Below are 13,171 nucleotides of genomic sequence, written 5' to 3'. Positions count from 1 at the left end.
ATCGAGGAGCCAACCATTTCCTTAGGAGAGGGTGTTGTGAGCGAAAACAACCAATTGCGGGACGTGTTTGACGCGATTGCGGATCCGACCAGGCGTCGCCTCATTCGACTATTGGCGGAGAAAGACGAGATACCGCTTCATGAATTAACGGTACAGTTTCCGATGGGCCGTACGGCGGTATCCAAACATTTGACCATTCTAAAAGAAGCCGGACTGGTCCTTGACCGGAAAGTCGGCAGGGAGACGAGATTCAGGCTAAACGCCGCTCCGCTCCGAGAAATTCAAGATTGGGTCGCTTTTTACAGCAAGTTTTGGAGCGTGAATCTGATGCGCTTGAACCAATTTTTGGAGGAGGAAGAAGAATGAGCTTAGCGTTGTCCTTGGATTTTCAGTACGCGACATCGATCGAGAAGCTTTGGTCCGCCATAACGGATTCGAACAAGCTCGCCAAATGGGTAGTCAATATTCATAACGGCCAGGCGATGGAGAACGATTTCAAGCCGGTCGTGGGACATCGGTTTCAGTTCCGCACGCAGCCGTCCGAATGGTGGGACGGCATTATCGAAGGCGAAGTGCTCGTCGTGGAAGCGCCGAACCGTTTGTCCTATACGTGGGCCAGCGGAGGGGAGAAGCACACCGTCACCTGGACGCTGCAGGAGCTGGGAGAAGGTAAAGTTAACCTTCATCTCGATCAAACCGGATTCGCGAACGTTCAAGGACTCGAAGGCGCCAAGTACGGCTGGAGCAAATGGTGCGGCGAGCTTGAAAAGGTATTGGAACCATAATCGCATTCGCGCTTGATTCGAACGAACATAAACCGGCTGCGTGCAGGTAGCAGCCGGTTTGCGTTCGTTCGGACCATTTTGTCGAGTTATGATAGGCCCGGCTCCAACGTCGGCGGCCATTGCCGGGAGCTATTTCGGACACTCGCCTTTCTAAGCTTGCGAGATATGGTACAATGTGGATATGGGTCGAAAACCGATCGGAAGGGCGGTAAGCATGAGCGAATCGAATCAGGAATATATCGTCATCTCGGGAGCACGGGAAAACAATCTCAAAAACGTATCCTTACGCATTCCGAAACGAAAAATTTCAATATTTACCGGGGTATCCGGCTCCGGCAAATCGTCGATCGTCTTCGATACGATCGCCACCGAATCCCAGCGGCTGCTGAACGAAAACTTCAGCACGTTCGTCCGCAACTTTTTGCCGCGTTTTCCGCAGCCGGACGCAGACGCGATCGAGAACCTGAGCATGGCCGTCGTCGTGGATCAGAAGCGGCTGGGCGGCGGCTCCCATTCCACGATGGGCACCATTACGGACATTTCTCCCGTTCTTCGTCTTCTTTTCTCCCGAGTGGGTCAGCCTTACGTTGGACAACCGTTCATGTTCTCGTTTAACGATCCGAAAGGGATGTGTCCCGAATGCAACGGGATCGGCCGCAAGCTGGGCGTCGACATGAGCAAGGCGGTGGACATGTCCAAGTCGTTGAATGAAGGGGCCCTCATGCTGCCGGACTATTCGGTGGGGGGCTGGGAATGGAACATGATCGTACAGTCGGGACCGTTCGATCCCGATAAGAAGCTGAGCGACTACTCGGATGAGGATCTGGAGCAGCTGCTGTACGGCAAGGCGAGAAAAGTTCAGATGGATTTTGCCGGCAAGGCCATGAATATTACCGTGGAAGGCGTCATCGAGAAATTTACCAACAAATACATCAAGCAGGATGTAAAGACAAAGTCCGAGCGTACCCAAAAAGCGGTCGCGCCGTACATTTCCGAGGGACCGTGCTCCAGCTGCCGCGGCACGAGGCTCAATCGGGCCGCATTAAGCTGCAAAATCAACGGACTCAACATCGCGGAAATGTCCGCCATGGAGGTCGGACAGCTCATCCGCGTCATCCGGGAAATCAACGATCCTGTCGCCGTGCCGCTCGTCAAGTCGCTGACGGAGAGATTGCAGCATCTGGTGGACATCGGTCTCGACTACTTGACGCTGGACCGCGAGACGGATACGTTGTCCGGCGGCGAGTCGCAGCGCGTCAAGATGGTGAAGCACCTGAGCGGAAGCTTGGTGGATGTCACGTACATTTTCGACGAGCCGAGCGTCGGCTTGCACCCCCGCGACGTCCATCGGCTGAATGAGCTGCTTCAGAAGCTGCGCGACAAGGGCAATACCGTCATTGTCGTCGAGCACGATCCCGATGTAATCAAGGTGGCGGACCACATTGTCGATGTCGGGCCTCATGCCGGCAGCCGCGGCGGCACGATCGTATACGAAGGAAGCTTCCAGGGGCTGCTGGAGTCGGATACGCTGACAGGCACCCATATGAAACGCCCGCTCCAGCTGAAGCACGATTGCAGGCAGCCGTCCGGCAAGCTGTCCATTAAAGATGCAACAATGCACAACCTGCGGAACGTGAGCGTCGATATTCCAACCGGCGTGCTGACCGTCGTTACCGGCGTCGCCGGCTCGGGCAAGAGCACGCTCATTAACGATGTGTTCCTCGGCCAGCATCCGGATGCGATCGTCATCGACCAATCGGCGGTAGGCGTGTCGACGAGGTCGAATCCCGCGACTTACACGGGCATCATGGATGAGGTGCGCAAGGCGTTCGCTTCCGCAAACAAAGTCAACCAAGGCTTGTTCAGCTTCAACTCCAAGGGGGCTTGCGAGAACTGCCAAGGGCTGGGCGTCGTGTATACGGACCTTGCCTATCTCGACAGCGTCAAGCTTCCGTGCGAAGTATGCGGAGGCAAACGGTTCAAGGAGGAAGTGCTCGCGTACAAGCTGAACGGCAAGTCCATCGCGGAAGTGCTCGAGATGACGGTGGAACAGGCGTTGGACTTCTTTCAGCTGAAGGAGGTTGGGCGCAAGCTTCAGGCGATGTGCGATGTGGGGCTGAACTATATCACGCTCGGCCAGCCGCTCAGCACGCTCTCGGGTGGGGAATGCCAGCGCATCAAGCTGGCGAGCGAGCTGCATAAGAAAGGCAGCATCTACGTGATGGACGAGCCGACGACCGGCCTGCATATGTCGGATATCGGTCACCTGCTGGGGATTATGAACCGCCTCGTGGATGCCGGCAATACGGTGATCGTTATCGAGCATAACCTCGAAGTGATCAGTCAAGCGGATTGGATCATCGATATGGGGCCGGACGGAGGAAGCAGGGGCGGCCAGGTCGTGTTCGAGGGGACACCGGCGCAGATCATCCATGCGGAGCAGTCGATCACGGGAAAATATTTGGTGCCAAGCTGACCCGAGAAAACCACATTATCGAAGGAGCTTCGGCAAAAATAGGCTGACGCAAAGCTAGACACCGTAACGCGAATCGACTTTATCGGATTCGCGTTTTTTTATGTTCCACTTCGTTGAAAGCGAAGTGTTTCGCCCGATTCCAAAAATGTGCAAGGCTTGAACACAAAATCGTGCATAGTTTCCGGATTTGTAGGATGATATTCTTAGAAAATCGGAAAGGGGGGCGGGAAGGTGAGACTGGCCGCCACGTTCAAGCGGCTTTACCCGGGAAGTTTGGGCGCCCGCCTGTTTATCGCCATTCTTTGCTTCATTCTGCTGCCTTACACCGCTCTCCAAAGCTATGCGTTCGACAAGCTCGAATCGTTCCTCGAAGGCAACGCGAAAGCTTTCTACTCCAACCAGCTTCTGCAAGTGGCGGACTCGTTCCAAAACTTGGAGACCAACATCACCCTGTTGATTCTTACGCTTCAAAACGACAAAAGAGTGCAGGACATTCTCAAGCAGCAGGACGGTGCAACGATGACCGATCGCTCCGTCTTCATGGAGGATCGTCTGCACCAATTAAGAAATCATCTTCTGCTTGGGGAACGTACCCGAATTGCGGTCATCGATCGGTTCGGCAATTTGTACGGCACGCACTCCTTTTCGCCCGCCCAACCGTACGATCGAATACGCAGCGACCCCCGCTTGTCCCGAGACGAGCATAGTCCGGCCAGTCGCTGGTTTTTGGAGCCGCAGGGCGGGAGCGGCCAAGGCAACGACTATCCCGTATTGGGCAATTACGCTCACTTTATCGACGAGGGCGGAGCCTCTTACGCCGCCGTACTCGTCACCGTCGATCTGCAGGACTGGCTGTACGGCCAACATGCGTCCGGCCAACAATATTTGATCGTGGATCGATCGGGAGCAACGATTGCGGAGTCCAGGACGAGCGGAGCGACGCTGACGGACACGTCCCGGAACGCCATTCTCGCGTCCCCCTCGGATTACCATCACATCGACGACCGGCTGCTTCAGCTCGTTCAAGCCCGTTATATCGTCGCTCTTGACTGCTATGTAGTCAGCCTCTACCCGCTCAACGTCTTTATCGGCGGCTTGAAAACGATCCGGCAAAGCATCGATATCGTGTTCTACTCGGCGACGCTCGCTTTCATCGTCTTCACTTTCTTTATCGCGGCATCCGTCTCGAGACCGCTGCGCGTACTGCGCAAAAAAATGAACGCGATGGTCCGGCACAACATGAGAATCAAGCTTCCGGAGGAGGGCGTCCGCGGGGAAATTTACGACTTGCATAAAGCGTTCAATCAAATGACCTCCGAAATCGCGGAGCTGATCCAGAAATGGCGTCAAGAAGAAAGGCAAAAGGAAGCGGCCCGCTTCCGCATGCTCATGCATCAGCTCAATCCTCATTTTTTGCTGAACACGTTGAATTCGATCAAGTGGATGGCGCTGGATCAAGGCAATACGTCCATTTACGAAACGTCCTTGGCGCTCGGCAAAATACTCGAAATGTCGCTTTCCTCGGAAATCGAAATGATTTATTTGAAGGACGAGCTGGGGCTCGTTCGGGCGTATGAACAAATCCAAAGGAAGCGCTACAAGGATCTGTTCGTCATCCGCTACGATATCGGGGAGCGGCTCGACTACGCATTGGTTCCCAAGTTCTGCATTCAGCCTCTGATCGAAAATGCGATTCTGCACGGCTTCTCCGAGCTGGAGACCGGAGGGATCATACTGGTTCGGGTAAGGACCGAGCGGAACATGCTGATCGTGGACGTGGAGGACAACGGGCAAGGCGGGTCCGTCACGGGCCCGGCCCCCGGCAGAGGCAAATCGAGAGGAACCGGCATCGGGTTGACCAACATTCGAAGCCGGCTGGAATTGCTGTTCAAGGAGAACGGCCGCCTGGAAGCGTTCCCGGTCGAGCCGAGAGGCAGCCGCTTCCGAATGTCCATGCCGTTATTGCTATCGGAGCCATACGACAAAGGAGGCGAGCGCTGATGTGGAGCCTGCTCATCGTGGAAGATGAGGAAGAGGTGCGCAGCTTTTTGCGAAAGCATGTCGATTGGGAGCGCTGCGGATTTCGGGTTATCGGGGAAGCGGGTAACGGAAGGGCAGCTTGGGAGCTTATCCGCAAGCACCGGCCGGATGCGGTGCTGTGCGATATTTTCATGCCGATCATGGACGGACTTCAGCTGCTGGAGCGATGCAGGGAGTCGGGCTCTCCGGCGCTGTTCGTCATGCTGACATGCGCGAACGAGTTCGCTTACGCGCAGCAGGCGTTGAAGCTCGGAGCGTTCAACTATATGTTAAAGCTGTCGATGGGTGTCGAGGAGATGCAGGACGAACTGATCGCGGTAGGCAAGGAGCTGGCCAAAAGGAAAAAGGCGGAGTCGGAGCGACTGTACTTGAATTGGCTGCCGGCGTACAAGCAGGCGTGGGACGATATCCGGAGACCGAACCCGGACGATTGCGCGGTCGGCAAGCTGGCGCAGCAGGCAGCGGAGGAGGGGTACGCCCATGTCGGCATCGTCTCGTTCATCGATGTCCGCGAAGAGGAAGTGGACGAGCCTCGGCTTGACACGGCCGGCCTTTTCGCACTCCGCAGCTCCGTGCTGACGCACGCTTTTAGAGCATCGGGCGTAACGACTTCGTTTATCTGGTCCAAGGCTCCCGAGCCGCTCGTCCCTCCCGCGGAAGCCGGAGAGAACGATTCGTATTTGGCCGTATACGGGACGGCACGGACAGTCGATTGGGGCATGCTTTGGCGCCAAGCAATCGATACGTTGACGAGCGGTTGGTACGAAGCCCGAACGGGATGGGTGCCCATTCGCGCCGGTTCGGCCGGTCGTTCCAAGAGCTTGTCCGACGCGGAGGCGGCAGTCTGGAGCTGGAAGCAGGAAGCGGAGCTGATCCATGCTCTCGAGGAAGGGCGGTGGGACGCATGCGAGGAGCTGATCCTGAAGACGGGGAAAACGATGGAACGAATGAAGGTTTCCTTCTTGACGGATCGAGACGTTGCCGAGCGGGTGGAACAGATCGTGAGCCGAGTTCGGGGACTTGACGGGAGCAAGAAGCGGACGAACGCATCGCGTGCGATCCATCACGAGCGTTTATGGGAAGGGGTGATGGCCTGCTTCGTCGAGCATCTTCCCGTTTCGTTTCCGTTCGTCCGGCCGATTACCGATCATGCGGAGGTCAATGCGATGTTGGACTATATCGACATGCATTTCAAAGAGACGATTACGCTGCATGCGCTGTCCAGGCATGTGTCGATGGAGGAGAGCTACATTAGCGCCCTGTTTAAGAAGAAGACGGGAATGAACGTAGTCGGGTACGTCAACCGGTACCGCATCCACCGATCGATGCAGCTTCTGAAAGAAACCGGGCTTTCGGTCCAGACGATCGGACAATCGGTAGGCTTCGCGAGCGAGCATTATTTCAACCGGCTGTTCAAGAAGCTGGTCGGCCTGTCGCCCGGCGAGTTCAGAAAACGAAATCGCGGATAAAGGGAACCGGCCTGATCCGGCCCGGTCCTCGCGAAGGTCCGGGCATTTTCGTACCGAAAGCGAAAAAAGCCCAAAATCGTGCAATCGAACTTCACGACGCCGTGCATAGGTACAGCCTCCGGGCGATGCTATGATGGGGACATAAAAGGAATACGCTAGCCGGCGGGGGGAAACGGTCGTGAAACGAACGAGATGGATATCGTTGATATGGAGCCAGCGCGTCTGGTACGCCATGCTGCTTCCCGGTCTTCTATGGCTGATCGTCTACAAATACGTCCCCATGTACGGCGCCGTCATCGCTTTTAAAGATTTTCGCGTGTCGGAAGGGATCCTGGGAAGTCCGTGGGCGCAGCCGTGGAACAAACACTTTCTGTTCTTTTTTCATTCCCCGTATTTCACCCAGCTGCTCGGCAACACGCTGATCATCAGCTTCTACAAGCTGGTATTCGGAATCGTACCGCCGATCGCGATGGCGCTGCTGCTTCACGAATGCCGATTCGTCCCGATCCGGAGATTCGTTCAGACGTTAAGCTACATGCCGCACTTTTTGTCCTGGGTGATCGTCTACGGGATTCTGATCGCCTTACTCTCGCAGACGACCGGCTTGGTCAATCGATGGCTGACCGGATCCGGGCACGCCGCCATCCCGTTTCTGCAGTCCCCCGATTGGTTTCGCACGATTCTGGTCGGCTCCGAAATTTGGCAGGACCTCGGCTGGGGGGCGGTCATTTACTTGGCTGCGATCGCCGGAATCGACCCGTCCTTGTACGAGGCGGCGAGAGTGGACGGAGCGGGGCGGTTGCGGACGATGTGGAGCGTCACCTTGCCCGGAATCCGGAACGTCGTGTTCCTTCTTCTGATTTTGCGCCTGGGGCGCTTCCTGGACGCAGGCTTCGAGCAAATCTACATCATGTATAACATACACGTTTATCCCGTCGCCGACATTATCGATACCTGGGTATTTCGTACCGGCCTCGAGCAGATGAATTTCAGCTTGGCCGCCGCCGTCGGGTTGTTCAAGTCGGCGATCGGCTTGCTCCTGGTTTTGGGATCCAACCGCTTGGCCAAACGATGGGGGGGACAAATATGGTAAAGAGCGGATGGGAGAAAGCCGGAGACGTGCTGATCGCCGCCATTCTGGTCTTGATCGGGTTATCCGCCGTTCTCCCCCTGATGTATGTGGCGACGGTGTCCATCACGCCGATTTCCGAGGTCATGAAAAACGGCGGGTTCATCCTAGTTCCGAAACGGATCACGTTCGAAGCGTATCGGGAGCTGCTGCTGGACGAAAGCATCCGCAGGGCGTTTGGCGTCACTCTTTTCGTAACCGTAGCGGGGACGGCGTTGAACCTGGGCGTTACGACGCTGATGGCGTATCCGCTGAGCCGTAAACAGCTGGTCGGCCGGGAGGGGCTTCTGCTGCTGATCGTCTTTACGATGCTGTTCGGCGGGGGGATCATCCCGACTTATCTCGTCGTGAAAGCGACGGGGCTGCTGAACTCGATTTGGGCGCTGATCGTCCCGGGCCTTCTCTCGGCGTTCAATATGCTGATCATGAAAAGCTTCTTTGAACAATTGCCGGAGGAGCTGTTCGAGTCGGCCCGAATGGACGGGGCCAAGGAGCTCCGCCTGCTTCGTTCCATCGTCGTTCCGCTCTCGGTCCCGGTGTTGCTGACGGTCGGCCTCTTTTACCTGGTAGGCAACTGGAATCAGTTTTTTGCGGCCATTCTTTATATAACCGATTCCAAGCTGTATCCTCTGCAAGTCATCGTCAGGCAAATTTTGATGCAAGCGTTGGCCCCGGTAGAGAACGTGGACGGCGCCCTGCCGTCGGAAGCGATCCGGATGGCATCCGTCATCATCGCCACGCTGCCCGTCGTTGTCGTCTATCCGTTCATTCAGCGTTATTTTACGCAAGGCATGATGCTCGGGTCCATCAAAGGTTGAATACTCGCCAGGCGAGTTCTCAATAGAACCATATACGGAGGGGACGTTAGATGAACAGAAGATCGCTCGTCGGTTCGTGCACGGCATTGGCGCTGCTCGGTTCGATGTTGGCCGCATGCGGCAAGGAAGGAGGGAATGAGCCGGGCCCGTCTTCTCCCGCCGCAGGAAGCACCGATCCGAAAGAGAGGAAGCCGGTCACCATTCAAGTGCTTACCCAGTCGTTCGGATCCAAGATGCCGGCGGAAGAGGACAATTGGGTGAAAAAGGTTTTGAAAGAGAAGACGGGCGTAATCGTCGACATGACCAATCCGCCGGACAACGAATACAAAAACTTGCTTAACGCGCGAATGGCCGGCTCCGATTTCCCGGATTTGTTCATGCTGGATAAAGATCAATTGAAGCAATATTCCGATCAAGGGCTTCTGCTGGATTTGACCCCGTACTTAAACGGCAAGATGAAGCCGGTGAAAGATTATTTGGGCGAAAACGAGCTGAAAAAAGGTACGGTCAACGGAAAAATATACGCCCTCCCGAAAAAGCCGCAAATTCCGTATCAAAATTTGTGGATCCGGAAAGACTGGCTAGCCAAGCTGAACCTGCAGGTTCCGACGACTTTGGACGAGCTGGTCCAGGTCGCGAAGGCGTTCACGGAGCAAGATCCCGACGGGAACGGCAAGAAGGATACGTATGGCTACGGCGGGGTCGGGATTTCCGCGCTTGCGCCGATTTTCGGAGCCTATGGCGTCGGGGTCGGCGGGGCCGTCAGCAATTTTTATGTGAAGGACGGCAAGCTCATCAACACGCTGTACGATCCCGATATGAAAGCGGCGATCGACTTTGTCGCGAAGTTTATCAAAACCGGCTACGCGGATCCCGACCTGCTCGTAACGAATACGGAAGTGAATGCGGCGAAGAAAGGCTTTCAGGGGAAAGTCGGAATGTTGTACGTCGGCTTTCCGAACATGACTTCGGTACAATATGTGCGCGAGTACAAAGAGATCAATCCGAATGCGGAGTGGGTGCAGGTCGCGCCGCCCAAAGGGCCCAAGGGATCGTTTTCCGGCACATGGGACATCGGATCCACCCCCGGGCTTCACGCGGTACCGAAATCGCTGGAGAAGCAGCCCGAGAAGCTGCAGGCGATCATCGACCTGCTGAACTATATCGCTTCGTCCGAAGGAGCGCAGCTTGTCGCCAACGGCGTGGAGAACCGTCATTGGAAGCTGGAAAACGGCCAGGTTGTCCGCCTCGAAGCGAGGGTCAAGGAGCACTTTTGGGCGTATCAGCTGCTCGGCCGCAACGAGCTCGACTATTTGAAGCCCGGCTACCCGGCGCAGGACGTGGAGTTGGCGGCGAAGACGCCGAGAGTCGAGGCGATCAACTCGTTTATTACGATTCCGAACGGGTATAACCCTGCCGACGCCAAACGTTATATCGACGAAGAGCTCGCCAAATTTCTTTATGGAACGAGGCCGCTTGCGGAGTACGACAGCTTCCTCAAAACGTTGGAAGGGACGTTCCAATTCCGCATGATGATCGAGGCGGCCAACGCTGCGGCCAAGGAATACAAAGTCATTCCATAAGACGGGGAAGGTGGGGGGCGAAATGGAAACGATCGCCATCAAACATCGATTTGCGGGCGCGAACATTCGGGTCGTCTCGCAAGCGGACGGACTCGTCCGGCTGGAGCAAGAAATACGGGACTCGGGAGATTGGTGGTTTTACTGGCGGTTCGCCGCTCGTTCCGCGGTTGCCCAGACGGTCGTCTTCACGTTCGACAACGGCGAGGTGGTCGGTCCGTACGGACCGGCCGTCAGCTCCGACGGAATGAATTGGACCTGGCTTGCCGCCGGCCGGCTCTCGCCGCAATCGTTTCAATACACGTTCAAGGAAGGGGAGTCGGTTCACTTCGGCTTCTCCATCCCTTACCAGGTTCACGATTTCGAATCGTTCTACGCCCGGCTGGCGGGCCGGCCCGGGGTGAGTCGTCAAGTGCTCTGTCTGAGCGAGCAGCTGCGAGCCGTTCCCTTGCTGCAAATCGGCGGCGAGAAAGCCGCATGGCACGTCGTGCTGACCTGCCGGCATCACGCCTGCGAATCGACGGCGAACTATGTCGCGGAAGGCATCCTCAATTGGGTATTCGCCCATCCGGACAGCGGCTTGAGCCGGAATTGCCGCTTTCATGTCGTTCCGTTCATCGATATCGACGGCGTGGAAAACGGCGATCAAGGGAAACATCGTCTGCCTCACGACCACAATCGCGATTATGCGGGAACGGGGCGCTATCGGTACCGCACGACCGAGGCGCTGGAACGATACGTGCGTCAGCTGCCGGCGAATTACATCGGGATCGACTTACATTGCCCGTTCAAGTGGGGCGGCTTGAACGATATTCCGTTTGTCGTGAAGCGGAGGGAGCCGCTCAAGTCGCGCATGGAGACGTTCTCCGCGAGGCTGGAGGAAACGACGGGCCGCAGAGCCGAAAGCGATGCCATCCGTTATTTCCGGTCGAACGATCTCGAACACGGCTCCGACTGGAACGTGAACATTACGGCGGACTGCGCGTCCATGCACGAACGGGCGGGGGCGTTTCTCTGTTTTTCGTTCGAAGTTCCGTACTTTGGCGTTCCCGTCCCGTATTCGATCGGTTCGCTGCGGCGCTTCGGCTCCGACTTTGCGGAAGCGCTGGACGCGTACGTGTCGGTTGACATTTGAAGCAGTGTACGAGCTGCCCAAAAAGGAGGTCACCGCCGGTAATGGCAGACCTCCTTTTGCCTCTTTCCTCGCCCGGGATATTGACTTTTACGTAAAGTTATCGTTTATAGTGATTAAGATGATGCCCGATAATGAGGTATGAGACCATACTATGGAAGTTTACGTTTGTTTGGATTAGGAGGGTATGTCGTGTCGGATACTTGCGCTAAATGCGGTGCCGATCTTCCCGAGGAGAAAACGTGCGAATCGATTTTCGGCGAATTAATGGCACTCGAATTCACGGATCCCGGCTACGGAAAGGTTCACTTTCTTACTGTCGCCTGCTACATGGTTCAACATGAGGGCTACAGCGACGAAATGTATGTCTGGATGCAATCCGCGCTGCGGAACTATTTGGAAGAAGGCTACACTACGGAAATGATTCGCCAGGATGCCTCCCAAGGACCGGGAAGCAGCAAAGGGATTCGCAGGCAGGCGGATGCGCCGCCTCTCCCCAAAGTGGATTGGACCATGACGATTGTCGACGTGGCCGAGCAGATGCATGACGCGGAAAGCTACTGCAGGCTCATTGAGCAATGGGGACGTACGACGCTGAAAGAAATGGGACCGCTCCTTTTGAAAAGTTGGTAAAATGAATCAACTGCTATGGCGAGAAGAGAACCCTTACCGAACCGAGTCTCCGAGCATCGGATCGGACCTGACCTTCGGGGCGTGGTGCGACAGGAGCTCCTGTTACCTCGACGAATCTCGTCCCCAAGACTCGTTCTTGGAGGCGGGATTCTTTTTGTTTCTCAAAAAAACCGGAGAGGAGAGATAAAACCGATGGTCCGAGCATGTTGGAACTATTTCTTATACATTTTGAATCACAAGCTTAACGTTATGGTCGAATGCTGGAAGGAAGGCTTGTACATACAAGGGATTATTCATGATTGCTCGAAGTTTTCGCCGACCGAGTTCTTTCCCTACGCCAAAAAATTTTACTCGGGAAAACCGTTAACTCCGGAAGAGGAATTGAAATGGAAATACGCATGGCTGCGTCACCAGCATAAAAATAAGCACCATTGGGAATATTGGGTAATTAACCCCCATGCAAAAGAGGCATTGCCCATGCCAAAGAAATATGTGGTCGAGATGGTATGCGACTGGCGTTCCTTCTCCAGGAGGTGGGGAAGACAAGTAAAAAAATCCACTCTTAATCTAACCGATAAAATTATCGTGCATCCTGAAACAAAAAAAGAACTGGAGCTTCTGATGTCCTCCGATCGTTGAATCATTTATTCCCCTTGACCCTAACACCAATGTCAGGGTTTATAATGGGACGATCCCAAGCAGAAAGGAAGGAGCCGCGTCATGGACGTCACGCCGCAAGAAGAAATGATGATTCAAGCGCTCCGCGAGGCCGAATTGCCTCCTTTATTTGTGCTCATACGACTCAGAAACGAGATTTCAAACGACACCGCAAATGTCGAGGAGAGCCGTAGAGAGGACGTCGTACGAATATTGGAACAATACATCGGCCCGCTATGGGGTGATCATCGCGAGGAGAAACATTCAAAGCCCAAATGACGGAAACTTGCTTCTGTAGCGGCTTCCGCTAACGAATACGTCCGTTTCATTCAAATGAATGAGGGACGTTTTTTGTTTAACGTCGAAAAAGAACCTGGCAGCTTTACCAGGTTCTTTATTTCTATTGCATATAAACAGACATAGTGATACAATGGGTCTGCGACTTTATCCGA

12 protein-coding genes are annotated in these 13,171 nt (G+C 55.3%); all 12 read left to right on the top strand.

Annotated elements, in window-relative coordinates:
- The first annotated feature begins 36 nt into the window (after positions 1 to 36).
- The 12 genes from DLM86_RS07360 (at position 37) to DLM86_RS07305 (ending at position 12,998) form a co-directional block, all read left to right on the top strand.
- Positions 37 to 366 (top strand): ArsR/SmtB family transcription factor, encoded by a 330-nt coding sequence (locus DLM86_RS07360; RefSeq protein WP_110839344.1) that lies wholly within the window; start codon positions 37 to 39, stop codon positions 364 to 366.
- Complete coding sequence (locus tag DLM86_RS07355) at positions 363 to 785, top strand: SRPBCC family protein (RefSeq protein WP_110839343.1); 423 nt, start codon at positions 363 to 365, stop codon at positions 783 to 785. Before DLM86_RS07360 ends, DLM86_RS07355 begins: the two co-directional genes overlap by 4 nt.
- Before the next feature lie 214 nt (positions 786 to 999).
- Entirely contained in the window at positions 1,000 to 3,261 is a 2,262-nt protein-coding gene (locus DLM86_RS07350) for an ATP-binding cassette domain-containing protein (protein ID WP_110839342.1), read from the top strand.
- Positions 3,262 to 3,492: 231 nt separating this feature from the next.
- Positions 3,493 to 5,262, top strand: coding sequence for a sensor histidine kinase (locus tag DLM86_RS07345; protein ID WP_110839341.1), 1,770 nt, complete (start codon positions 3,493 to 3,495; stop codon positions 5,260 to 5,262).
- Entirely contained in the window at positions 5,262 to 6,770 is a 1,509-nt protein-coding gene (locus DLM86_RS07340) for a response regulator transcription factor (RefSeq protein ID WP_110839340.1), read from the top strand. Before DLM86_RS07345 ends, DLM86_RS07340 begins: the two co-directional genes overlap by 1 nt.
- 232 nt (positions 6,771 to 7,002) lie before the next feature.
- Entirely contained in the window at positions 7,003 to 7,863 is an 861-nt protein-coding gene (locus DLM86_RS07335) for an ABC transporter permease (RefSeq protein ID WP_110839755.1), read from the top strand.
- The gene (locus DLM86_RS07330) at positions 7,857 to 8,717 is read left to right on the top strand and encodes a carbohydrate ABC transporter permease (protein ID WP_110839339.1); all 861 of its coding nucleotides are present in this window, start codon (positions 7,857 to 7,859) and stop codon (positions 8,715 to 8,717) included. Before DLM86_RS07335 ends, DLM86_RS07330 begins: the two co-directional genes overlap by 7 nt.
- Before the next feature lie 50 nt (positions 8,718 to 8,767).
- Complete coding sequence (locus DLM86_RS07325; protein ID WP_110839338.1) at positions 8,768 to 10,300, top strand: extracellular solute-binding protein; 1,533 nt, start codon at positions 8,768 to 8,770, stop codon at positions 10,298 to 10,300.
- A 22-nt stretch (positions 10,301 to 10,322) separates the two neighbouring features.
- Positions 10,323 to 11,432, top strand: coding sequence for a M14 family metallopeptidase (locus DLM86_RS07320; protein ID WP_110839337.1), 1,110 nt, complete (start codon positions 10,323 to 10,325; stop codon positions 11,430 to 11,432).
- A gap of 189 nt (positions 11,433 to 11,621) precedes the next feature.
- The gene (locus DLM86_RS07315; protein WP_110839336.1) at positions 11,622 to 12,062 is read left to right on the top strand and encodes a DUF5946 family protein; all 441 of its coding nucleotides are present in this window, start codon (positions 11,622 to 11,624) and stop codon (positions 12,060 to 12,062) included.
- Positions 12,063 to 12,254: 192 nt separating this feature from the next.
- Complete coding sequence (locus DLM86_RS07310) at positions 12,255 to 12,701, top strand: DUF5662 family protein (RefSeq protein ID WP_110839335.1); 447 nt, start codon at positions 12,255 to 12,257, stop codon at positions 12,699 to 12,701.
- An 81-nt stretch (positions 12,702 to 12,782) separates the two neighbouring features.
- A complete protein-coding gene (locus tag DLM86_RS07305) occupies positions 12,783 to 12,998 on the top strand; it encodes a hypothetical protein (RefSeq protein ID WP_110839334.1) in 216 nt (71 codons plus the stop codon).
- The last annotated feature ends 173 nt before the right edge of the window (positions 12,999 to 13,171 follow it).

This window comes from Paenibacillus flagellatus (assembly GCF_003217775.1).
Taxonomy (GTDB): domain Bacteria; phylum Bacillota; class Bacilli; order Paenibacillales; family NBRC-103111; genus Paenibacillus_AB; species Paenibacillus_AB flagellatus.
This window is presented reverse-complemented; position numbering and strand designations above follow the sequence as displayed.